Here is a 21135-nt window from a genome sequence, read left to right as displayed (position 1 = left end):
GTCGTTCATGAATCTCTGGCCCAATTCCCGCCAGATTGGCTCAGTACTCGCCGCAGTGTGCATTGTGAGCGCGCTTACTGTTCCCGGCGCAGCCGCCACGGGAACCGCCACGCGGCACGCTGTGCAGGCTGCTCGGGGCACTGTGTGCAACGGGGACCTCTGTTTCCGGTCCGGGGCAAATGCGCATCCGAGAGTCTCGTATCACCACAGGGCAAGTGTTCCTGTAGAAGTACGGCTGGGGTTCCAAGTCCGGAAGCCAAACGGCCAAGTGGTCCAACACTGGGATGAGGGCTACTTCACGGCGATGCCGGGCAAGCACTACTCCTACACGTGGCAGTACCTTGTGGACATCGGCAATTCCGCCGGTCGCGGGATGGTGACACAGCGGCAAGGCGGAGAGACCATGTACACACCCTGGATCACGTCGTAGCGACGTTCCCTAGTTCGCCACCTTCTCCCCGAGCCTATTCCACGTGGATCCCGGCAGGTCCAAATCGATGGAGCTGTCGCGCAAGCTCCTGAGGAGCAACCCGCACCTCTCTCAACTTCCAGCCGTAAAAGGGCTTTGCACGCTTGAAGGGCAGGCGAGGGCGCAGGGCGGGAATCGTCTGGACGATCACTTTGCTTGCCTGCTCGGGTTTCCTGGGGTCACCTCCCCTCGACACCAGGGTGACTTTTCCGACGTTCTCCCAGGGCAGTCGCGCAGTAAAGCACAAGTACCTAGCAGAAAGCCCTTCGCTGCTGATAGACAGTGTGCCGCGGATCAGTGCCGGTAGGGCGGGCACTCCGAAGAAGAAGTACGCGAAGAGGAAGTGTGCGAGCCAGGATCTCTCTATTCCGAAGCTGAGCAAGCCGAACGCCGCACCGAAGAAGACTCCCATGGCTTGGCAGCCGGCCAGAATGAGCAGGCGCTCCCGGGCAGGGTTGAGGAAGAAGCGGTAGTTGGCCTGTCGCGATGGAGGCTTAGCTGGCGTCGCTTGGGCAACCACGATTGGGGGGCCCGCGGTCTGCCCCACAGGCCTGTACTCGGCACTCAGTGTTACAGGGCCGCGGGTCAGGGCGAGGTGGTCGATGGTGTTGGTTGCACGGCGTTGCGGGCGCGGCAGGCCGAAGCCGGTCATCTCCTTGTCGACGTGTAGGTAAATCTCGTCGAGCGTGAGTGGGGTCGGATGGGCAAGGGCTCGTAGGAGCGCGCCGGTGAAAGCGGTGTACCGGTGTCCGGGTGGGGCGTGGGACGGGGCTGTGGCAGTGGTCGATGTGAGGGTGTAGGTACCGTTCGTGTCGAGCTGGCCGACGAGCAGAGTGTCGGTGCCGGCCATAGCTGCCACGGCTTGCCCGGAGAAGCAGCAGTCGAGGATGAGCACGCGGGCTCGGGCACGGGCCCGGGCGAGATCCTTCTTCACCAGTTCGAGCGGTAGGGCTGAGTAGCCGACGCGGTCGGGGTCGGTGTACTCGAGAGCCAAGTGGAGCATGCCGTGGTCGTCAAGAAGCCCGTGCCCGGCGTAGTAGACCAGCAGCAGGTCTAGGGCTTTGCTGCTCGCGGCGATGGCCGTACCGATCGCGGCGGCGTCGGCGGGGCGTTCCCGTCCCAGCACGAAGCAGCCCTCCCCGGGCATCAAACCGTAATCCGGGTGTGTCAGGGCGTGCTGCAGAGCCGCCAGGTTGTTCTGGACGGCCGGGATGGCAGGCAGGTCCGGGGAGCGGAAGCGGTCCGCGCCGATGATGACGGCGCGGCAATGGGCACCCTCAGGCAGCCAGAGCTCGCTCACGGCGTGGGCTCACTCTCTGCCTTTTCGATCAGCGCAGCAATGTCCTGGATCACCGCCTGGGGATCGCGGGCGCGGCGGACATCCACCATGACCTGGCGACCGCTCGGCGACTTGACGGTGATCCGCACGTCGGATTTCCGCTGCACCAGCCACACTGACAGCGACCGGGCAAGAACAGCCACCGCGCCACTCGATCCGACCGTGACCGCAAGGGCTTCCAACATGCCCCCCATCTGGCCAGGCACGGCAGGCTCACGTCGGAGAGTGAGATCCCCTCGCAGCTGATCCTCACGTGTCAACCATTCGAAGAGCACCCGGAGGTGCTCCTGAGCCCCTTCTCCCTCTGCGGACAGGCTGAGTTCAGGAGCCTTTGCTGCGCGTGCGGCGTCGTTCCTCCCCATGCCCGCATCATGGCCAAGCAGGAGCCTGCACGCGGAACGTTTGAGCGTGATCCCCCGGAAGAGGTACTCACCTCACGACGGGACAGAAACGGCGAGCTGCACCCACCGCGCTGCCTGGGCAACCTCCCCGTCCGCAGGCCCCGCCAAGGGGACCTACCAAGGGCCCCGCCGGTCAGTGGTGCGCGAAAGCACCGCGCCCGTCGGCACCGCCGACGGGCGCAGTCCGGCTGCCGCTAAAGAGACGGCGATGGCCCGCAGGTAGACCACGGCCTCCCGGGCGGCCTGCCGGTTGTCCTCTTTCCCGGCCTGACCGGCCAGGCGCTCCAGCTCCTCCAGAAGACCGGCGAACCCACCGAGGACAACCAGCGGAACAGGAACGATGCCGTCGTCAGGCCCAGGCCGATCCGCATCCGGCCCCGGCAGCAGCCGCACACCATCCGCCTCACCCCCGCCGCCCTCGCCTGACCGCCCCGACGCCCAGGAGTGAGGGAACCGCCTCCCGCTTGAGCAAGCGGTGATCGGGGACTTAGTGTGCGCGCCGTGGACACCCCGGTCTCCTGGCCTGACCTGTACAGCCAGGACAACATCGAATCGCTCAAGGCGTGGTGGAGGCAGCAGCGCGACGTCGATCCCGCCCGAGCGCAGACGTACAGTGGCCTTATCGAGTCCGCTGAGGACTTCCAGGAGCACGAGCGGATCTTCCGCCAGGTGTACACCGCGTCGGCCCGTCACCCCCTTGAACGGCTTTTGAGGGAAGTTCCCGAGCCCGAGCCCCGCCGTGAGTGGGTCCTGAGCCTGATGGCCCAGAGACCCGGACGGCAGTGGAAAACAACCGACATCCGCATCGGCCTGGGCTGGCTCACCCTCAAGCCGGTCAGCACCTGCCTGAAGGACCTGACGGCCGAAGGCCGGATCGAGGAAATCCGCCGCAGGGTCTCCGGCAACCTGCTGTACCGCCTCATAGCGCTTCCCCCCGAAGCGCCGGCCGAGGCCCCACCTCGGGGAACGGGGACCTGACGGTAGAGACCGTCGGCCACGCCGGCCGGTTCTGGGCAGAGCGGTCAGCTGGTGACGTCACGCAGGTACCCCGCTGCTTCCCGGGCGGCCTGTACGTTTCCCTCCTCCCCCGCCTGACCGGCAAGGCGCTCCAGTTCCTCCAGCAGGCCGGCAATGCCGCTGAGGACCACCCGAGGGACCGGGACAGCCTGAACAGCGGCCAAAGCCGCGCGGGCACGGGCCGCCGGCGACTGCTGATCGGCATCGCCCTCGGCGGGGATCAGGGCGCGGCGGCCACGCCCCACAACTGGCCCCGGGACGGGGGCGGGATTCGGATTGCTCATCCGCACAGTCTCCCGCCCCACCGCGCAGAGTTGTGCCGGGCCCCGGCCACGTCCGAACGTCCTGCAGCAAGAGTTGTTCGGCATCCGGGGCAGCAGCCCTGCGCGACGGAAGCCGACATGTCCGTGCACATGGGCCGGGAAGGCGGTGGCCGCCCGGAGACCGGACGGTTACCGCGCAGAAGGCCGGTCGGCTCGGCCTAGGGGGCTAGGAGATTGTCCCGCAGCTGTTCGCCTTCAGCCCGTCGTTGAGTTTCTTCTTCAGGGCGGTCTCCTTCTGCACGGAGATGTCCTCGTTGGGGATCACCAGCTTGATCTCGGTTCCGCTGCCGCCCTTCTTCGGGAGCATCGAGACGGTCATGCTGGCGGGCACCACGGTCTTGGCGTCCGGGTAGGTGACCTGGGAGGTGTAGTTGAGGACCTTCATGTCCTTCACGGCCAGGCACTTCTTCGCGCCGTTCTCGAACATCTTGTAGATCCCGATGTTGATCTTCTTGCGCATCGGCACCAGGTTGATGCGCTTGCTGACGCCCTTGAGGGTGCTGGCGATCAGATGCCCGCCGTCCGAGCCCGTGCCTCCCCACCCCCCGACCGTCGTCTCGCACTTCGTGCGCGGCGAGGTCCCCGCCGTCAAGCTCGCCGCGGTGGCACGGTCGGGCCGGCCGGCCGCATCGATATGGAACGACCACGTCGAACGCACCGTCTTCCCCGCCCACGCCGTCAGATACTGCTCGCACGGGTAGTCCACCCACACCGCAGCACCCGACGGCGACACCGGAGCAGCAGCCGCCGGAGGCGCCAGGACGCCAGCTGCCACCACGCCGGCCGTGCCCGCGACAGCGGCCAGCCGGCCCCACCGTCCCCCGGAACCGCGCGACGAGGACGATCCAGTCATGAGAACTCCTTCTCAGATCAAGAACCGCACGACCCACACCACGACAGCCGGAGCGCGCCACGCTGCGCAGCGCAACGCGTGCTGCCGACAGCAACGGCCGCAGCCGCCTCCTGCAGGCCGCCCAGCCCTGACGGAACGACGGCGGTCAGGCAACCACACGGAGCACAGCACGCGTAACCACGCATATCCAGACACGACCCGACGGCCAACCAGCTCCCGGGTGACGCAGCCGTGGCGTCGCTTCAGCCCGAAGACGACAGCCGGAGCCGACGGCGACACCCCTGTGAGACTGGCGACCCGGCTACGGGTGGCCGCGGAGACCGCCAACACCATACTCACGGCCACGTCCGCCGACCGGTCCCCCGCCTGACTCGCACGCATCCTGCGTGGTGCGCGCGGCAGGCAGGCGGTCACACCTCTCCACGAACCGGGCGGCCTTGCCATCGTCCGCCCCCCGCATCGAAGCCGCGCAAGGCCATGAACCATCAGCTGGCGCCAGCCTCTGCTGTGCCAAGCCGGGGACGGGGTGGGCGTTGGCGAAGGTCACGCCCGCAGACCCGGCCGGATAGCAGCGGCCTATCACCAATGTCCACCCGACCAGCCTTCCAGCAGCACCGGCAACGCGGGCCCGGCCCGGGTGGGCCCGGGCCGGGCCCGCCGTGCTCACAGGACTTCGCCGCGGATCTCCGCTCCGGCCTTCGCCGAGGCGGCCCTGCGGGGCCGGGACGTGGGGGTCAGATCTCTCCGGGTGCCGTGGCGGCGAGCCAGTCAGCGGCTTCGGCGTCGGTCATGAGCAGCGCCTGTGTCGGGTGGGCGGTGCTGTCCTGGACGACGTGGACGCGGCCCGGGAGCGGGCTGCTCTTCGGGGCGGGGCCAGCTATCGGGGCAAGCCGCTGCCAGGTGTTGGCGGTGAACCGCGCGAGGATCACGGTGGCGAACTGCTCGCGGGCGGCGGGGGCGAGGCCACCGTTGACGGCGCGTCCGTTGTAGAGGACGTGGATGCGGGCCTGGCGTCCCGTGTACAGGACATCCTCGAGGGCGACGACGGCCGGGGACTTCTTGGGGTCGTCCTTCTGCCGGAAGGTCTCCCAGTAGCGGGTGAGCTGCCGCAGGGTGGTGTCGGCCTGGTCCAGGACGACCATCAGGCGCGGCACGTCGTCGAGGTCGCCGTCGAGGTCGATGCGGCGCTGCAGTTCGTCGGCGAGGTTGACCAGGGCGTCGTGGATGCCGGCGACGTTGCCGCGGTGCGTCACCGTGGGCAGGCCCTTGGCCCACAGGTGGGAGACCAGCTTGGGGTCGAGGACCAGGGCGTGGGCGCCCTGGTGGAGGAACTGGGCGGTGATGGTGCGCAGGATGGTCGTGCTGCCGCCGCCGGTGGCGGTGCACACCAGGATGTGGGGCGCGGTGTCGAGGTCGACGGCGATGGCGGTGCCGTCGGTGCTGATGCCGATGAGGGCGGTGGAGTCGGGCAGGGCCTCCAGCTGCTCGCGCAGGCCGGGGTCGGTGAAGCGCAGCAGCGTGGGGAGGTTGGTCGTCATGGTGCGGTGTTCCTTTTCTGTGCTGTGCCTGGTGAACCGGGTGTTCTCCAAGGCTGCGGGGATCGTGTCGGTGAAAGCGGACAGGGCCGGATCGGCGGCCGTCGGGTCGGATTTCCGGCCCGTGCTGAAGGGGCGGGTCATTCGAGGTCGGTGGTGCCGGTGGCGGCGCGGGGCCGGTTGCGTGCCCAGCGCTTGAGGTCACCGACGCGGTAGAGGAGCTCGGCGCCGCGCTTGCCCGCCGAACCCGGGAAGGTCGGGTCGTTCTGGCGGGCGTAGCGCAGCGCGGCGAGGGTGATGTCCGGCAGGTGGTGTTCGTGGGCCTCGCGCAGTCCCACCGCCTGGTCGTCGTCGACCGGGGCCGGGTCCGTCGGCGTCGGCGTCGCCGGGGTGGTGCTGGTCGCGTCGTCGCCCGGGTTAGGGGTCGGGGCCGAGGGTGTGGCGCTCCAGGCGTCGGCGGGGAAGGTGCCGTCGGCGGCCGGTGTCGGCGCGGGGGCGTTCGTGGACGTGTCGGCCGGGAGCGTGGTGCTCCAGGCGTCGGTCAGGAAGTCGGTGGGCGGCGCACTGGGCGCGGGTGACTTCTGTAGCTGCACCGGTCCCGGCTGGGCGGGGACGGCCGGGCGCTTCTTGTCGGTGGTCGCCGGGCCGGTGGTGGCCCACGCGCGGGCTTCGGCGTCGGTGAAGAAGAGGACCTGGGTCTCGCGGGCGGTGCCGCCGATGACGACCTGGGCGCGGCCGGCGTGTTTCGTGCTCTTCGGGGCGGGGTGGATCTCCGGGGCGAGCATGCGCCAGGCGTTGACGCTGTAGCGGGCGAGGATGCGGGTGGCGAACTGCTCGCGGACCTCGGGCCCGCCGAGGGCGCGGGCGGTGGCGGACTGGGCGACCAGGAGCACGTGCATGCGGACCTGGCGGCCCATGTAGAGGATCTCGTTGAGGGCGTCGACGGCCGGGGAGACCTTCGGGTCTCCGGACTCGCGGGTCTTCTCCCAGTAGCGGGCCAGCTGCTTCATCGTGGCGTTGACCTCTTCGAGGAGGATCAGCAGCCGCGGGCCGATGGCGTCCGGGTCGGCGTCTGGCCCGAGTTCGTCGGCGACGCGCACCCGGCGCCGGCCTTCCCAGCCGAGTTCGACCAGGGCGTCGTGGATGTCGGCGATGTCGGCGCAGTAGGTGACGGCCGGGATGCCGCGTGCCCACGGGTGGGAGATCCGTTTGGTGTCGAGGACGTACGCGCGGGCGCCGTGGTGGAGCATTTGGCAGGTGAGGCAGCGCAGGGTCACTGACTTGCCGCCGCCGGTGGAGGCGTTGACCAGGATGTGCGGGGACTCGGCGTCCAGGTCGACCGAGACGGTCCGGCCGCCGGCGCCGATCCCGATGACGGGTGCGGACTCAGGGGCCTTGGCCACCAGCTCGCGGATCTTGGGGTCCTTGAAGACGGCCTTCGCCGGCGGGCGGCGGGTCTTCTTCACGAGCACGTACGGCTTGGCTCCGGCCGGGTGCCAGGAGAACGTGACGCCTTCCAGGGCGAGTTTCTGGGTGATGAGGTCGGCGACCACTTCGCGGGAGAACCGCAGGTGCACCGGCAGGTCGACGCGGATCTGCGCGTCGTCGTCGGAGAAGTTGTGCGGGATGTGGAGGTAGCTGCGGGGGGTCTGCTGCTCGGCGATGCCCAGCGGGACGGCGAGTGCCTGGTGCAGCGGTTCCACCCACTCGCGCATCAGCTCGCGGCGCTCGCGGGTGAGGATCCCGTACGCGAGCCCGCCTGCGGCCGCGGCGGAGGCTGCGCCGATGCCGCCGGTCTGCAGGGTCTGGAGTGTGGCGTTCTGGTGCTCCCACAGATCCTGGGCGGTCTGCACGGTGGTGTCCGGGTGCCGGCCGAGGAGGTAGCTGCCTTCCCCGGCTGCGCCAAGGAAGCTGATGCGGAACATCAGGCGCTGCCACCCGGCCCTGTACGACGAGCGGGAGACGCGGCCTTCCACCTTCGGCAGAACCCAGTGCCCGGCGCGGAAGAACGTCGCGTCGGTCCGCCTGATGCCGTCCATGTCGCGGCCGGCCAGGAACCGGCCGATCCCGAACATGAGCGCTTCGGCGGTCTCCTCCACCTGCTTGTCCAACTTCGTCTGCGCCATGGTCGTGCCCCTTTCGGTGTGCGTCCAGGCACCTCACACCCAGAAGCGGACACCGAACATAAATCGACCGACCTGTGGATATTTTTCGCAAACGAGACGCACCCTTGTGGACAAAAGTGTCGTAAGGCCCAGACGTGCGAGAAGTGAGGCGGCTCCGGCGCCTCACCGACATCAACCGTCACGATTTCGCGCAGCACGACCCATCTGGCGAGGTTCTTCCCGCCCCGGGCCTCAACGTGGCCCCGTACCCGCCACCCCGTTGACACCGCGACGGCACTTAGCACCACGCGCCCGCCGCTGACCACCTGTCAGCCGCTCTCCAGCACGGCTGACCACAACCGTCGCAACTGCCGCCGACCGCGCGACAACACCAACGAGCGCGCACCAGCACAGCACACACAGAACCTGCCCTCCGGTCCCGCGCCGGAGGGCTTCGTGCTTCCTGGAGGAACCCCCGTCATGCCGACGTTCGAGACGCTCCCCCGCTTTGCCACCGACCTCCGCCAGCTCTCTGCCACCCAGCGCCGGCGCTTCCGCCGCGTGGTCATCGACGCCTTCGTTCCCGACTTACGCAACGGCGTCTTCCGGCCCGGCCTGCGCATCAAGGGCCTGCGCTCCGCCCCCGGCGTATACGAACTCACCTGGGCGCCCGACGGCCGCGCGACATGGGAGTACGGGGACGAGAAGGTGCGGGGCACCCGGCACATCATCTGGCGCCGCGTCGGCACCCACACCATCCTCACCGGCCCGTGACGAACGGGGCGTTGGGGGCCCGAAGCCGGGCTCGGGCGCGGCTCGGCCGCGGCCATCGTCCCGGCCCTGGATCACCAGGCGCCGGGCTGGGCATGATCGACCAGGCATTCGTGGACGGACGCGAGGGGGCAACGGTGGCGGCGCGACGCAGGAGCTTTCGGATGCTGGAGGCCCGCCTGGGGAAGACGACGATCCGGGCGCAGGACATCTACCGGCTCGGAGAGGAGGAACGTAAACGCCTGATATGTGCTCATTGCTCCTGCACAGTGCGCGCGGTCCGGGAACACTTCAAGGGCGAGGACGGCCCGAACCCTTTCAAGGTCGGGGCGCACTTCCGTCTCCCCGACGGCGTCGCGCACGAGGCGACCTGCGACTTCAACCCCGACCGTGTGGTGGAGGAAATCGCCCGCGGCTCCGCCGGCCTGGCCGACGTCCAGCCCGACGGCACACTGCGCCTGGTCCTGCCCGACAACCTCGGCGCGGCTGATGCCCCACCACCACAGCCGCCCACCACTACGGACGCCGCCGCAGACGGAGAACAGACCTCGCTGCGGATCACTACCGCCTCGTCTCCGGTGCTGCCGCCCGCGCTCAACAGCGCCGTGAAGATCGTGCGGTTCCTCCAGGCCCACGACTTCGACGCCGAGGCCACCCGCCTCTTCCGCCTCTCCTACGGCCCAAAGCACCGCCGCCTGTCCTGGGCACGGTTCTGCTACCACCCCCAGGCACTCCCCCAGCTCCACCAGCGACTGGCCACCGGGCGCGCCCTGGACCATCCCATCGCGGTGTACGGCACGGTCGTCCGTACCGGGCGTGCCCAGAGCGGCAAGCCGTACGTGCTGCTGGCCGAGCGCGTCCCCTCCGGCCCCGAAGGGGCCACGTTCTCGCTCTGCCTGCGCAGCGAATACCCCCAGCTGCTGGACGGGTTGCGCGCCGGCATGCAGGTCCTGGCCGTGGGGCCCTGGAAAGTCTGGCCACGGGCGCAGGGGCCGGACGAGGTCCAGCTGTGGGTCGACGCCCACTGGCGCCTGGAACGGTAGGCGGCGGCAAGCCGCTGGTCGGCCGACGACGGGCGCTTGCTCACCCGGGGCGCGCCGGAGCCGACCGGGCCCGCCCCCGCGCCGCAAACGGCCCGTCTCCGCCAGTCCGTCCAGCACACCAGCGGCTCCCGGCACCACGAACCCGCCCGGGACCACCGCCGTTCCGCCGACCGCCCCGCCTCCGCAGGAACGCCCGCCCACTCCTTGCCCCGAGACCGAAACGAGGGCCGTCGGGGCCACGCCCGACACAGCGCAGACTGTCACGGAACGGCCTGCTGGCGCCGATGAGCCCGGAGGCGGCCAGCAGCCCCGGTCCGGCGAGAAGAGCGAGCAGACGGTCCCGTACGCTCCGACACGACCGACCGCTCCACCGCCCGCACCTGTTGCCCGGCCGTCGGCTCCTCCGCCACCGTCCTACCCGCCGGCCGTGCCGCCGCCCGCCCCAAACGAACCCTCGTCAGCGCCGCCGCGCGGCAGACTGCGCGGCGCCCTGCGACGCCTCCTCGGCGGCCAGTAGCTCCGGGCCGCTGCCTCACAGGGGCGGGGCGACGGCATCCAGGAGCCTGCGGACGGCTGACTGTGCAGTCCCAGCTCATCCTTGACGCTGTTGGTGCGGGACTTCCTTGACGGTCACGGGAGATTCTTGATGGTCCGAGCACATCCCTGACGGACGGTGTTCGTTGTACGGGCATGGGTGAGATCGCCGAGCCTGCCGAGGCCGCTGAGGAGGACTGGACGGTCGAGCACCGCTTCCGGGCCGTGGTGGAGGTGCTGGACGGTTCGCCGGTGGCCGAGGTCGCCCGTCGGTACGGCACGTCACGGCAGTCCCTGCACACCTGGCTGCGGCGCTTCCGCGAGGGTGGACGAGACGGCTTGAGGGACCGGTCCCGTCGGCCGCACAGCTCACCGTCCCGGGTACCGGTCGACATCGAGCTGGCCATCTGTCAGCTGCGGCAGAGCTATCCGAAGTGGGGTGCCCGCCGGATCGCCCATGAACTCGCTGTCCGCGGCGTCGCGGACGCGCCGGGCCGGTCGGCGGTACACCGCGTCCTGGTCCGCAATGGGCTGGTCAACCACCAGGTCCAGGTCCACCGCCGCGTCTACAAGCGGTGGCAGCGGGACGCGCCGATGCAGCTGTGGCAGATGGACCTGATGAGTGGGGTGTTCCTTGCCGACGGGAGGGAGTGCAAGCTCCTGACCGGGATCGACGACTGCTCTCGGTTCATCGTGATCGCTGCAGTGCTGGTGCAGCCGACCGGGCGGGCCGTGTGTCAGGCGTTCATCGAGGCGATGCGCCGCTACGGGGTCCCCTCGGAGATGCTGACGGACAATGGCAAGCAGTTCACCGGCCGCTACTCCAAGCCCCTTCCCACCGAGGTCATGTTCGAGCGCGTCTGCCGCGAGAACGGCATCAACCAGCGGCTGACCAAGCCGAGGTCACCGACAACGACCGGGAAAATCGAACGGTTCCACAAGACCCTGCGCCGTGAGATGCTCGATCACTCCGGGCCCTTCCCCGACCCGGTCGCGGCGCAGACCGCGATCGACGCGTGGGTCCATGGTTACAACCACACCCGGCCCCACCAGTCGCTGGAGATGGCCACTCCGGCCCAGGTCTTCCGCCCGCACACGCTCTCCGCTGGCACGCTGGAGACCACGCAAGCTCCGGCGGCCGGGCCGAGGCCGTCCGAGCCGATGCGACTGCCGGTGCTCCCGCCGCCGAGGTCGTCCGAGGACAACATCCCACTCCAGGCGGTGGAGTTCGAGGCGGTGATCAGCCCCGGTCGGCACGTGATGCTGCCGCAGGCACGGAGCGTGAAGTTCAGCCCGACCCTGGTCGGCCGGACTGTCACCGTCTGGGTCAGCCACCGCACTGTCCACGTGATCCTCGACGGACAGCTGATCAGGACTCGTTCGATGATCTTCACCGACGCTGACCTGCAAGGGCTGATCATGCGGGGCGGACGGCCCGGCGGACCCGAACCCCAGGGCGGCGTCAGCGCGGACAAACCCCTGGCGCCCGCGACCGTTGTCGAAGTCGATCGCAAGGCCACCAAGGACGGCGTGGTCTCGCTCGGGCAAACGCCCGTCGCCCTTGGCACCGAGCTGATCGGCAAGCACGTCACCCTGCGTTTCGACGGCAGCCTGATGTATGTGATCCATGCCGGACTCCTGGTCAAGACCCTCGCCGCCCCGATCCCGCACCAGCGCCGCGCGAAACTCACCGGAGCCCGGGTCGCCACTACACCGCTGCCGCCGCCCCCTTCGCAGCCGCGGCGGGCCGTCCGGCGCGTCGGAGCCGATGGCACCTTCGTCGTCGCCCGGCACAAGCTCCGCCCCGGCATCGCGCACGCCGGCAAGACCGTCACCGTGGTTATCGAGGAGACCTGCTTCCGCGTCCTCGACGGCGAGGTCGAGATCTCCACCCACCCTCTCAAGGACGGCCCCGTCACCCGCTACATCGCCGATCCCCGCTAACCGTCAACCATCACCTGGGACCGCCAAGCATCACGAGAGACACCGTCAAGCAAGTCCCAGGACCGAGCTGTCAAGAATCTCCCCGGACCGCACATACGGGGAGATCAAAAAGGCCACTGACAGACGGCGAGCACCACGTCCTCCGGGAGAGGAAATTCCCTCTCCAGCACGGCGGCTGCCGGGACGAGGACGTCGGCGAGGCGGCCGGGCGGTGCCTCGCGCAGGCCGGACCGGAGCCAGGCCGCCGAGGTCTGGGCGCGAGCGAGGTCCTCGGCGAACGCGCGCTCGGCAGGAGTCGGCTCCCAGGCGCGGGCCGTGTACTGCGCGAGCAGCGCGGTCACGTCAGCAGTCGTCACGCCCAAGCCAACGACCGGGTCGAGCGCAGGGAACGGCCGCGTTCGGGTTGCCCGGGTCAGGTGCGGAAGCGGGACAGCCAGCCGCCGGACTTCTGCGCGCCCTGCTCCGCCTCCGCTTCCTGGCACCGCCGCTCGTGCTCCTGGCGCTCGCGCTCGTCGGCTTCGGCCTCCTTCTCGGCCACGAAGGTCCGGCTCTGGCATGCGTCGCACAGGTGCGGGTGGGATGCGCGGGGCTGGCTCCAGCCCCGGGAGTCGACCGCCTTCCACCGCTCGTCGGTGAACTTCTGCCCGCAGTCCGCACACACGGGACGCCGGGCCTCCCGCTCCGCAGCCTCCTTCTCCGCGCGACGCCGTTCCTCCGCCCGGGCGGCATCCCGGCGTCGGGCGAGGGCGGCGTCCCGGCGGGGGTTGCCGATCGCCTCCAGCAGCGGCTGACGACCCTCGCGGCCGAAGCGCCAGAACGCGGGCCCGGCCGGACCGTGCTCGCGCAGCCACTCCAGCGTGGTCGCCACGACCGGGATGCGGCCGTCGTAGGAGTGGAAGCCGTCCCCTCGGTACAGGGCGCCTTGCCAGTGCTGGCGGGTGAGTGCGGCGACCTTCTTCATCTGGCCGGTGGCGGGGCGCGGGCCGACCTGGTGGAAGACGAGCAGGACCGGCGGGTGCACACGCTCGTACGGCTCCGACTCAGGTGCGGACCAGCGGGTACGCCACAGCGGCTTCTTGATGCCGTCGGTGTCCGTCTCCTTCCGCCGGAAGAACCGGGCGTACTTGTCGAACTTCCCGGCGATGAGGGCAGCGTCCTCGAAGCAGTTGTCAGCCTCGATGAACAGCAGCGGCACCCCGGCCTCCGGAGCGGTCAGGACGATGTCGGCCCGGGCACTGCCCAGGCCGGGGTTCTTCCAGGTGCCCTTCGCCGGGAGCGCGACCTCAGTGGCGTAGGAGGCGATGGTGCCGACACCGTCCGGGGCGTCGACAGCGACCCGGGCGGCGGCGACCGCTTCGGCCGGCTCCCCCGCAACCAGGGAAAGGTCAGGCTTGGGGCGGATCAACGCGATGACCGTCTCGTTCACCGTCATCGGGTGGGAGGCCCCGGAGCGGCCCGCGCCCTTGGGTATGCCACCCATCTCTTCCGGCGCACGGTCCAACTCGACCGCGGCGGCGGCCAGCCCGGCCGGAGTGAGGATGCGGACCTCCTCCCCGTCCCGGGTGCGGCCGCCGCCCAGGACCAGACCGTGCCGTCGCAGGTCGTTCGCCGCGCCGCGGTGGGAGGCGGTGCGCGCTTCCTTCCGCTTGGCCGCCGTCGGCTTGAGGGTGTGCCGGTAGGTCAGGTGCGGAGAGGACAGCCGCTGGATCTGATCGGCGGTGCCAACCTTCAGCACCCCGAGCACACGCAGCACATCGGCCCGCAGGTCGTTCGACGACCCCGCCGGGTTCGCCTTGCGCTGGCCCGCCATCAGCCCCGCCCTCCCGACGCCCGCAGCCGACCCGCGGCCGGGCACCAACCCCCAGCCGTGTACGGCGCCGGGGCCCCGGACCCGATGATCTCCTCCTCCACTGACATTCCCTTCAGGTTCAGGGGCAGAGAAGAGGGTTGTGACGATCCGGCGCAGCCCCGGAAAGCCGTGCTGAGCTGGGTAAATGCGGGCTGGGTGGGTGCCGGGGGCGGAAGTGTGATCGGCAGTGGGAACGCAAGCGCCAGCGGCAGGGGCCCACCAGGGCCTGCCCAGCACGGGGCGCGGTGCGCGCGGCCAGCCCGGACAGCGACGGCGCGACGGCCGGCGGGGCTCCCGGATCGCGGACGGGCGCGCCCGAGGGAAGGGGCGGGTCGGTCGGGTGCGGGCACGGTGTCCTCGCTTCCTCCGGCACGAGGGCCGGGGTGGGTGGCTATTCGTCCGTCCCGCGCGCACCTGTCGCGTGTGGGAACGGGCGCCACCCTGCGGGATCACCCCTTGACCATGGTCTGTTCACCTCCGCTGGCGCTGTCCGTTTCGCCCCTTGACCACCCCTTGCACCACCGATTCGTCCGTGGCCGACGCCACACTGCCCGTTGAGCAGTCAGCGGGCCGGACGGGTGCTGGACGGGGAGGAGCCGAGCCGCCAGTCGGAGGGCTTGCGGGAGCGGAACGTCTCCCCGCTCTCGATCGTCGCCTTGTTCCGCGCGAACTCCCGCTCGGCCGCCGACATCTTCCTCTGAGCGCACGCCACGTGGCCCCAGCCCTCGGACACCTTCGTGATGACGGCGCCCTTGTCGTAGTCCTTGACGCAAACGGGGCAGGTTCCCGCGTAGGCGGCCCGGACCGCGCCGCGCGGCAGCGGCACCGCCTTCTTCGCCCCGGTCTTTGCCCTGGTCTTCTTCCCGGCCGGCTTCCCGCCGCCGGTCTTCTTCTTCGCCGCCCGTGACCGCTGGACCGTCTCGCGCTGCGCCTTGCCGGGCCACTTCTTCTTCGGCTGCTGGCCACCAGCCGCCTTGGCGCCCCCATGCCCCCGGGTCTGTCCCACGGGCGGGAATGTAGGGCCGCCGTCCGGTGATGGTGCGCGTGCCACACGCACCATCACCCGAATCCCGGTGGCGCCTCGGTGCGCATCGTGGCGCGCACCGAGGCGATGCGCCGTGCACGATGCACTGCACTCCCCCACCGGCGGTGCGCACCGGGTGCGGCGCACTCCCGGGCCTGATGCTGCACGATGCCGCGCACTCCCTCCCGGCGGTGCACATCACGGTGCGCGGGGTGCGCACTGCATCGCGCACCAGATGACGGTGCGTTACCGCGTGTGGGCCGAGAGCGGGAGGGAGAACTCTCCCCTCAGTGCACCGCATCGCACACACATAGTCGAACAATTCGGACTCTAGCGAGCGTGGTCAAGGGGCTTCGCGCTCCCTAGCGACCCTGGTCAAGGGGTGCGCGCCGGGTGTAACGCACTCTGGTCAAGGGGTGCGGACTGGCCGCACCGACCCGTGCATCGTCACTCTGCGTGCGCGCATCCCGGAGTGGTGCGCATCGTGGTGCGCACTGGTGCGGTGGTGCGGAGTGCGCCGCATCGCCGGTGCGCACCGGGTGCGCGGGGTACGGGCAGGGTGCCGGCATCAGCCGGTGCGGTGTTCGGTGCGCACCGCGCTGTCCAGCCGCACCGTGCTGCACGCCATGATGGTGATCACCGCCCGCCAGGGGCGGTGCGGATGAGACCGGGGTGGTGAGGGAGCTGGCCTCCGAGAAGAAACCGAGACTGGAGCAGCACGCCGAGGCGGTGGTGCTCGCCGCATGCGCCCTGGTCGATGCGGCGGTGCCGGACGGCTGGAGCCCGGGTGCGGTGGAGGACGTGGCAACGGCTCTGGAGGTCCTGACTGGGGCCTTGGCCCAGCGCGACCCGGAGAGCGCCGAGATCCTCGCCGTCGTCCCCACCGCCGTCGCCGCGCTGCGCGAGCGCACCGATCAACAGGCCCAGGCCCTCGACGCGCAAGCAGGACAAAGCCTGCCGGGAGCGACTACGGAGATACGGCGGGCCTTGGGCACGCACCGCGTTGCCGGGCGGGTCTACCAGCTCGGGGCCGCGCTCGTCACGGTCACCCTCGACGCCGCCGACGCCCAGGCCCTGGCCGTCCTGCTGGCCCAGCCCGGCCAACAGCGCCCCCAGGCCGCGGCGCCAGAAGCGCAGTGGGGCGCCGGGCCGGCGGCCACCGCGGCCGCCGCCCTCGGCGAAGCACTCACCGCGTACGGGCCGAGCACCTACGCCCGCACCCTGGACTCCGGACACATCACCGCCGGCATGAGCCCCGACGCCGCGCAGCGGGTAGCCGCCGCCCTGACGGCCAAGGAGCCGGGCCGGAAGACACGACGAAGAGGACTCGGCCACGGCTGGAAGGGCCTCGAGCCGGTCACTCGCCCTCGGTAGGCAGAGGAGTGCCGCACCCATCCGACGGCGCCCGACTGGTACCACGGCCAGTCCCTCGGCGGTAGCCTCCGTGAAGCCGCGACGGTGGGAGGGGCGTTGAAGTTCACGATCGACACCGAGACCGACTCCTATGAGGAAGCGATCCGGACGGTGCAGGCGGCCTATCACCGGTCCGGCGAAGCACTGCCCGCCGTACTGCAAGGTCCGTCAGGAGAATTCGAGCCGGTGGTGTGGAAAGCCCCCGGCTGGGAGAACTTGAACGGTGGCGCATGGACGGAATCGATGCTGCGGGCCTGGGTGATCTCGCTGCGGGACGTCGACTGCCTCAACTACGTGTGGCGCGTCTGCGCCGAGCCCGGCCCACCCGGCGTGCACACCCCAGTCCTCGCCGAGTACGTCACCTCCGGCCTCACCGGCAAGCAGGCGATAACAGAGATGACCCAGACCACCCGGCGCCTGAACCGTGCCGCCCGGGACTTCTGCGCCGCTGAGCCGTTCACCGTCAGGGAAGCCGCCCGGCGGCGCGTAGCCGACCCTGCCGTCGCCGCGATCGTCATGGACGAGCTCACCCGGCACCCCCTGTGGCCGCAGATGCGCCACCACGCCCACCCGCCCCAGCTGAACGGCGGATCAGCCGCACGCTGATCCGCGCTGGCGACGTACGCAGTGCAGGCCCTGCCGCCTCCTCGCCCCTGCCACCGTGCAGCCTTCAGCCGTACCCCTGCGCGATCGATATGTGACCCGGTTCTCACCTCTCTGGTACCTCTGCTGCGACGTGGCGGAGCCGGAAGAATCGGGCCGGGCCGTGCTGACAGAGAGGACATGAGTGGTGGCTGAGGAACGGGTCGACGTCGCTTACGCCTTGGTGATCGATGAGGCAGGCGAGCGAATTCTGCTGGTACGCAACCGGGACACGTGGAGCCTGCCTGGCGGGCGGCGAGAGGAGGGGGAAACCCTCGCCGAAGCCGCTGTTCGGGAGACCAAGGAGGAGACCACGGTCGTCGTCGAGACCGGCCCGGTCGTCCATGTCAGTGAACGAGTCGGCCCGGTGGTGCACGACGTCTTCACCGTCTTCCGTGCGTCGTTGCTGTCCGGGGAACCATCGGTCAATCCGGACGACGAGGACGTCTCGGAGGTCTCGTGGGTGCCCATCGAGGAGGCCAGCGCACTGATGCCGTGGTACCTCGATGGTGTGAGCGCCCTTTTGCTCTCGGGGGGAGCCGACTACAGCACCGCCCGCGGGTAGCAGGGCTCTGCAAGCCCTACAGCGGTCGTGCGGGTGCGGTGGGCAGCGGCATGTCCGCCGTGCCGCCGTCCAGGGCGCGGGCACAGGTACGGGCCGCACGACGTAAGGCGTCTTCGGTCAGCATGAGGTGCTCACCGGTGTGGGCCGCGGTGGGGTAGAAGATCCCCCGCACGAGGGCGCCGGCCTGGATGGCCTCGGCGAGGAAGAGCGTCTTGAGTTGGGGATCGCTGACCTTGCTGTTGCCTATGGTCCCGATGTTCATGAAGCAGTCGTAGCCGGTCAGCCGGATGTGCGTGTCGATGTCCGCCTCGGCGAGGACGGCGTCGACGATGCGGCGAAGTTCAGCGCCGGTGGCGTGCGCGCGGGCGATGGCGTTGGTGGCTGCGATCTCCGTGACGGTGGCGACCATGGCGGCCAGGCCGGCGCCGTCGCTTCCGTGGGTGGTCGAGAGCAGGAGCAGCGGGGGGCGGCCGGGAAGCGGCCGGGCATGGTCGCCGAGTTCCATCAGCGCGCGGTTTCCGGTGAGCGCGGAGACGGGCAGGCCGCCACCGATGCTCTTCCCCCAGCAGGTCAGGTCCGGGCCCACGCCGGTCAGGATGCGCGCCCCGTTCAGGTGGTACTTCAGCCCAGTGACGGTCTCGTCGAAGACCAGCACCGTGCCGTGCCGGGTGCACAGTTCCCGGAGCCGGGCGAAGAAGGCTGGGCAGGGCGGGGTGAAGCGGATCGGCTCGAGGATGACTGCGGCCAGGTCCTGGCCGTGCTCGGCGAAGAGGCGCTCGACGGCAGGGGTGTCGTTGTACGGGAAGTCCAGGGTGCGGGCGGCGGGTTCGGGGTGGGTGCCGCCGCGGGCGGCGGTGGTGCCGATGAACCAGTCGCCGGTGGAGAAGAAGGGGTGCTCGGCGCACTTGGCCACCAGACGTCGCCCGGTGGCGTAGCGGGCGAGTTTGAGGGCGGCGTCGACGGTGTCGGAGCCGTTCTTGGCGAATTTGACCATGTCGTCGCCGGTGGCGACGAGGCTGAGGAAGGTCTCGGCCGCTTCCAGCTCGGTGGTGGTGGGCAGCTGGAAGGCGGTGCCGCGTTGGAGGGCGCGGGTGACCGCTTCGGTGATGGCGGGGTGGGCGTGGCCGAGCGGGCAGCAGGTGAGGCCGGCGAACCAGTCGGTGTAGCGGTGGCCGTCGGCGTCCCAGACCCAGGCGCCCTGGCCGCGGGCAAGGAGGGGCGGTGCGGTGGAGGGCCATTGGTCGGCGGCCTTGCTGTAGGTGTGCGCGCCGGCGGGGACGAGTTGGCGCAGGCGTTCGGCGGCCGCGCGTCCTTGAGGGTGCAGCTCGGGCATGGCAGAGATCCCTTCCGCGGGTCAGGTGAGTTTCAGGGAGAGGCCGCCGTCCACGGTGATGATCTGCCCGGTCAGGTAGGCGGCGTCGAGGCTGAGGAGGTAGGCAGTGGTGGCGGCGATGTCGCCGGGGATGGCGAGGCGGCCCAGCGGGATGCGCTCGCGCAGCATGCCGCGGGGGAGGGAGGGGCCGGCGAGGGACCGTTCGGTCTCGACCGCGCCGGGTGCGACGGCGTTGATCCGTACGTGGGGCGCGTACGCGGCGGCCAGGGAGCGGGTCAGCATGGATAGGGCGGCCTTGGAGGCTTCGTAGGCGGCGGAGTCCGGGCCGGTGAAGGTGGCGGCGATCGAGGAGATGGTGACGGCCGCGCGGAACGTGGGGTGTGCGGCGGCGGCTCGCAGGAGCAGGAATGGAGCGGTGACGTTGGCGTGGAGCACGGCGTCGAAGTGCTCGGCGGTCAGGTCGCCGAGTGCGGTGGCGTCGATGACGGCCGCGCAGTGCACGACGGCATCCAGGCGCCCATACCGCCCGACGGCCTGGGAAGCCAGCCGGGTCATGCTGTCGGCGTCGGACAGGTCGGCCCGGGTGAAGGCCAGGCGGTGGTGCTGGGGGTCCAGGCGGGTGGTGAGGGCTTCGGCGCGCTCGGGGTGCTGGTGGTAGGTGGCCAGGATGCGGTGGCCGTCGGCGTGGAGACGGTGGACGACGGCGGCGCCGATGCCGCTGCTGCCGCCGGTCACCAGGGTGACCGGCGACTCCTGCAGTTCGGTCACGGCCGGTCTCCCGCGAGGTGGTGCCGGTCCATCCAGCCGGCCAGGAGCGTGCGGAAGCCGTCCAGCATGCTCTCGTCGGGCCAGGCCGCGCCGAAGTAGGGGAAGCCGGCGAGGTATTCGATGCCCTGGTAGGCGGTCAGCCGCTCGTCGAAGTCTTCCGGCAGTGGGCTGTCGGCGGTGTAGCCGTCCATGAAGGGCGCGCGCAGCTGGGGGTGCTTGTCGAAGACCCACATGCCGAGCTTGACGAAGTCCCAGACGGGGTCATAGTAGGCGGCGGATTCCCAGTCCAGGAGGCCGACCGGCTCCTGGTGGCCGGTGAGCTGGAGGGTGTTGGGCAGGTAGAGGTCCCGGTGAGTGAGGCGCGGTTCGATGCCGTCGGGCAGGTTGTCGATCAGCTCGGCGATGCGGTCGGTGACCGCGTGCAGGGCAGGGGCGGGCAGGACGGATGCCTTCTCATTGGCGGTGAGCACGCGGTGCAGGCGCGCGTGGCAGGCGGCGGCCCAGGTGGCGTAAGTGACGGTGCCGGCGCAGTCTTCGGCGAAGCGTGGTCCGGGGATGCGGTGCAGGGCCGCGACGGCGGCGCCAAGGTCGTGGCCGAAGCGGTGGACGCCTTCATGACTGAGGCGGGGCAGGGTGACCTCGCCGTCCCTGCCGTCCAGCCAGCTCTGGATGTAGGCGGGGCGCTGGAGGGCTCCTCCATGGTCGCTGATGGCGATCACCTGGGGGGTGGCGAGGCGGACGGCGGCGTGCTGCTGGGCGGCGACTTGCCGGTAGAGGTCGGCGAGGTGGGGGCGGCGGATGCCGGTCTTGATCAGGTACCGGCCGGAGGGGGCGCGGACGGTCCAGGACATGTGGCCCCATCCCTTGCGCAGGCGCGCGATGCGCAGGACGGGCTCGTCGGTGAGCTGGGAGAAGGCGATGCGGGCCAGCTCGATGGGCGGGTGGTGGGTGGCGAAGGTCGGCATGCTCACTGGAGTCCTCCGGGATGTGCGGCCAGGTGGGCCAGCAGGTCGGCGGAGCGGGGCAGGGCGTGCAGAGGCTGCGCGAGGTGCCAGGTGGGGACCGCGCGGGCGAGCCGGGCCAGATGGGCGCGACGGGCTCGGGGAGCGGGAAGGTGAGGGGTCAGCCAGGTCTCGTAGGGGTCGGCGTCCTCGGCGTGGGCGGTCAGGGCCTCGGCGGCTTCGGCGGGTGGGAGGCGGTTGAGGTT

Annotated in this window: 21 protein-coding genes; 7 read left to right on the top strand and 14 right to left on the bottom strand. The window is 70.4% G+C overall.

What is annotated here, in order from left to right:
* Positions 1 to 464: 464 nt before the first annotated feature.
* The 3 genes from ACSNOH_RS18440 to ACSNOH_RS18430 all read right to left on the bottom strand — a co-directional run bounded on the left by ACSNOH_RS18440 (position 465) and on the right by ACSNOH_RS18430 (position 2602).
* Positions 465 to 1769: a caspase, EACC1-associated type gene (locus ACSNOH_RS18440; protein ID WP_436722453.1), complete on the bottom strand. Its 1305-nt coding sequence runs from the start codon at positions 1767 to 1769 to the stop codon at positions 465 to 467.
* Positions 1766 to 2170: an effector-associated constant component EACC1 gene (locus tag ACSNOH_RS18435; RefSeq protein ID WP_436722452.1), complete on the bottom strand. Its 405-nt coding sequence runs from the start codon at positions 2168 to 2170 to the stop codon at positions 1766 to 1768. The genes ACSNOH_RS18440 and ACSNOH_RS18435 overlap by 4 nt, the downstream gene beginning before the upstream one ends.
* A 153-nt stretch (positions 2171 to 2323) precedes the next feature.
* A complete protein-coding gene (locus tag ACSNOH_RS18430; protein WP_436722451.1) occupies positions 2324 to 2602 on the bottom strand; it encodes a hypothetical protein in 279 nt (92 codons plus the stop codon).
* A gap of 108 nt (positions 2603 to 2710) precedes the next feature.
* Here ACSNOH_RS18430 and ACSNOH_RS18425 point away from each other — a divergent pair, with 108 nt between their 5' ends.
* Positions 2711 to 3187 carry a hypothetical protein gene (locus tag ACSNOH_RS18425; RefSeq protein WP_436722450.1) on the top strand — a complete coding sequence of 159 codons (477 nt, stop codon included), beginning with the start codon at positions 2711 to 2713 and terminating at the stop codon, positions 3185 to 3187.
* A 44-nt stretch (positions 3188 to 3231) separates the two neighbouring features.
* On the opposite strand, the gene ACSNOH_RS18420 is transcribed toward ACSNOH_RS18425, so the two are convergent.
* The 4 genes from ACSNOH_RS18420 to ACSNOH_RS18405 all read right to left on the bottom strand — a co-directional run bounded on the left by ACSNOH_RS18420 (position 3232) and on the right by ACSNOH_RS18405 (position 8063).
* Positions 3232 to 3510 (bottom strand): hypothetical protein, encoded by a 279-nt coding sequence (locus tag ACSNOH_RS18420; RefSeq protein WP_436722449.1) that lies wholly within the window; start codon positions 3508 to 3510, stop codon positions 3232 to 3234.
* A 205-nt stretch (positions 3511 to 3715) separates the two neighbouring features.
* On the bottom strand, positions 3716 to 4402 hold the full coding sequence (locus ACSNOH_RS18415) for a DNA/RNA non-specific endonuclease (RefSeq protein WP_436722448.1): 687 nt from the start codon (positions 4400 to 4402) through the stop codon (positions 3716 to 3718).
* Between the two features lie 734 nt (positions 4403 to 5136).
* A complete protein-coding gene (locus tag ACSNOH_RS18410; RefSeq protein WP_436722447.1) occupies positions 5137 to 5940 on the bottom strand; it encodes a hypothetical protein in 804 nt (267 codons plus the stop codon).
* Between the two features lie 137 nt (positions 5941 to 6077).
* On the bottom strand, positions 6078 to 8063 hold the full coding sequence (locus tag ACSNOH_RS18405; RefSeq protein WP_436722446.1) for a pRL2-11: 1986 nt from the start codon (positions 8061 to 8063) through the stop codon (positions 6078 to 6080).
* A gap of 459 nt (positions 8064 to 8522) precedes the next feature.
* On the opposite strand from ACSNOH_RS18405, the gene ACSNOH_RS18400 reads away from it, so the two are divergent.
* The 3 genes from ACSNOH_RS18400 (at position 8523) to ACSNOH_RS18390 (ending at position 12334) form a co-directional block, all read left to right on the top strand.
* Positions 8523 to 8816, top strand: coding sequence for a hypothetical protein (locus ACSNOH_RS18400; protein ID WP_436722445.1), 294 nt, complete (start codon positions 8523 to 8525; stop codon positions 8814 to 8816).
* Positions 8817 to 8977: 161 nt separating this feature from the next.
* Positions 8978 to 9856: a hypothetical protein gene (locus ACSNOH_RS18395; RefSeq protein ID WP_436722444.1), complete on the top strand. Its 879-nt coding sequence runs from the start codon at positions 8978 to 8980 to the stop codon at positions 9854 to 9856.
* A gap of 699 nt (positions 9857 to 10555) precedes the next feature.
* Complete coding sequence (locus ACSNOH_RS18390) at positions 10556 to 12334, top strand: IS481 family transposase (RefSeq protein WP_436722455.1); 1779 nt, start codon at positions 10556 to 10558, stop codon at positions 12332 to 12334.
* A 104-nt stretch (positions 12335 to 12438) separates the two neighbouring features.
* On the opposite strand, the gene ACSNOH_RS18385 is transcribed toward ACSNOH_RS18390, so the two are convergent.
* The 3 genes from ACSNOH_RS18385 to ACSNOH_RS18375 all read right to left on the bottom strand — a co-directional run bounded on the left by ACSNOH_RS18385 (position 12439) and on the right by ACSNOH_RS18375 (position 15189).
* Entirely contained in the window at positions 12439 to 12690 is a 252-nt protein-coding gene (locus tag ACSNOH_RS18385; RefSeq protein ID WP_436722443.1) for a hypothetical protein, read from the bottom strand.
* A gap of 56 nt (positions 12691 to 12746) precedes the next feature.
* Positions 12747 to 14144, bottom strand: a complete 1398-nt coding sequence (locus ACSNOH_RS18380; protein ID WP_436722442.1) for a replication-relaxation family protein — start codon at positions 14142 to 14144, stop codon at positions 12747 to 12749.
* Positions 14145 to 14745: 601 nt separating this feature from the next.
* Positions 14746 to 15189, bottom strand: a complete 444-nt coding sequence (locus tag ACSNOH_RS18375) for a hypothetical protein (protein ID WP_436722441.1) — start codon at positions 15187 to 15189, stop codon at positions 14746 to 14748.
* Between the two features lie 690 nt (positions 15190 to 15879).
* Here ACSNOH_RS18375 and ACSNOH_RS18370 point away from each other — a divergent pair.
* The 3 genes from ACSNOH_RS18370 to ACSNOH_RS18360 all read left to right on the top strand — a co-directional run bounded on the left by ACSNOH_RS18370 (position 15880) and on the right by ACSNOH_RS18360 (position 17827).
* Positions 15880 to 16581: a hypothetical protein gene (locus ACSNOH_RS18370; protein ID WP_436722440.1), complete on the top strand. Its 702-nt coding sequence runs from the start codon at positions 15880 to 15882 to the stop codon at positions 16579 to 16581.
* Between the two features lie 96 nt (positions 16582 to 16677).
* On the top strand, positions 16678 to 17226 hold the full coding sequence (locus tag ACSNOH_RS18365; RefSeq protein ID WP_436722439.1) for a hypothetical protein: 549 nt from the start codon (positions 16678 to 16680) through the stop codon (positions 17224 to 17226).
* A 184-nt stretch (positions 17227 to 17410) separates the two neighbouring features.
* On the top strand, positions 17411 to 17827 hold the full coding sequence (locus ACSNOH_RS18360) for an NUDIX hydrolase (RefSeq protein ID WP_436722438.1): 417 nt from the start codon (positions 17411 to 17413) through the stop codon (positions 17825 to 17827).
* A 16-nt stretch (positions 17828 to 17843) separates the two neighbouring features.
* Here the strand turns inward: ACSNOH_RS18360 and ACSNOH_RS18355 are convergent, their stop codons facing one another.
* The 4 genes from ACSNOH_RS18355 to ACSNOH_RS18340 all read right to left on the bottom strand — a co-directional run.
* The gene (locus tag ACSNOH_RS18355; RefSeq protein WP_436722437.1) at positions 17844 to 19160 is read right to left on the bottom strand and encodes an aminotransferase class III-fold pyridoxal phosphate-dependent enzyme; all 1317 of its coding nucleotides are present in this window, start codon (positions 19158 to 19160) and stop codon (positions 17844 to 17846) included.
* A gap of 21 nt (positions 19161 to 19181) precedes the next feature.
* The gene (locus tag ACSNOH_RS18350) at positions 19182 to 19928 is read right to left on the bottom strand and encodes an SDR family NAD(P)-dependent oxidoreductase (protein ID WP_436722436.1); all 747 of its coding nucleotides are present in this window, start codon (positions 19926 to 19928) and stop codon (positions 19182 to 19184) included.
* Positions 19925 to 20893, bottom strand: a complete 969-nt coding sequence (locus ACSNOH_RS18345; RefSeq protein ID WP_436722435.1) for a phosphotransferase family protein — start codon at positions 20891 to 20893, stop codon at positions 19925 to 19927. The genes ACSNOH_RS18350 and ACSNOH_RS18345 overlap by 4 nt, the downstream gene beginning before the upstream one ends.
* 2 nt (positions 20894 to 20895) lie before the next feature.
* On the bottom strand, positions 20896 to 21135 hold a 240-nt coding region (locus ACSNOH_RS18340; protein ID WP_436722434.1), incomplete at its 5' end, for a hypothetical protein.

The organism is Streptomyces sp. URMC 127 (assembly GCF_051386535.1).
In the GTDB taxonomy this organism is placed as follows: domain Bacteria; phylum Actinomycetota; class Actinomycetes; order Streptomycetales; family Streptomycetaceae; genus Streptomyces.
Note: the sequence above shows the minus strand (reverse complement) of the source record. Positions and strands in the feature narration are given on the sequence as shown.

What these genes read in the sequence shown, in the direction of transcription:
- ACSNOH_RS18435 (WP_436722452.1), bottom strand. Translation starts at nt 2,170, where the DNA reads ATGGGGAGGAACGACGCCGCACGCGCAGCAAAGGCTCCTGAACTCAGC.
- ACSNOH_RS18420 (WP_436722449.1), bottom strand. Translation starts at nt 3,510, where the DNA reads ATGAGCAATCCGAATCCCGCCCCCGTCCCGGGGCCAGTTGTGGGGCGT.
- ACSNOH_RS18415 (WP_436722448.1), bottom strand. Translation starts at nt 4,402, where the DNA reads ATGACTGGATCGTCCTCGTCGCGCGGTTCCGGGGGACGGTGGGGCCGG.
- ACSNOH_RS18410 (WP_436722447.1), bottom strand. Translation starts at nt 5,940, where the DNA reads ATGACGACCAACCTCCCCACGCTGCTGCGCTTCACCGACCCCGGCCTG.
- ACSNOH_RS18405 (WP_436722446.1), bottom strand. Translation starts at nt 8,063, where the DNA reads ATGGCGCAGACGAAGTTGGACAAGCAGGTGGAGGAGACCGCCGAAGCG.
- ACSNOH_RS18400 (WP_436722445.1), top strand. Translation starts at nt 8,523, where the DNA reads ATGCCGACGTTCGAGACGCTCCCCCGCTTTGCCACCGACCTCCGCCAG.
- ACSNOH_RS18395 (WP_436722444.1), top strand. Translation starts at nt 8,978, where the DNA reads ATGCTGGAGGCCCGCCTGGGGAAGACGACGATCCGGGCGCAGGACATC.
- ACSNOH_RS18380 (WP_436722442.1), bottom strand. Translation starts at nt 14,144, where the DNA reads ATGGCGGGCCAGCGCAAGGCGAACCCGGCGGGGTCGTCGAACGACCTG.
- ACSNOH_RS18355 (WP_436722437.1), bottom strand. Translation starts at nt 19,160, where the DNA reads ATGCCCGAGCTGCACCCTCAAGGACGCGCGGCCGCCGAACGCCTGCGC.
- ACSNOH_RS18345 (WP_436722435.1), bottom strand. Translation starts at nt 20,893, where the DNA reads ATGCCGACCTTCGCCACCCACCACCCGCCCATCGAGCTGGCCCGCATC.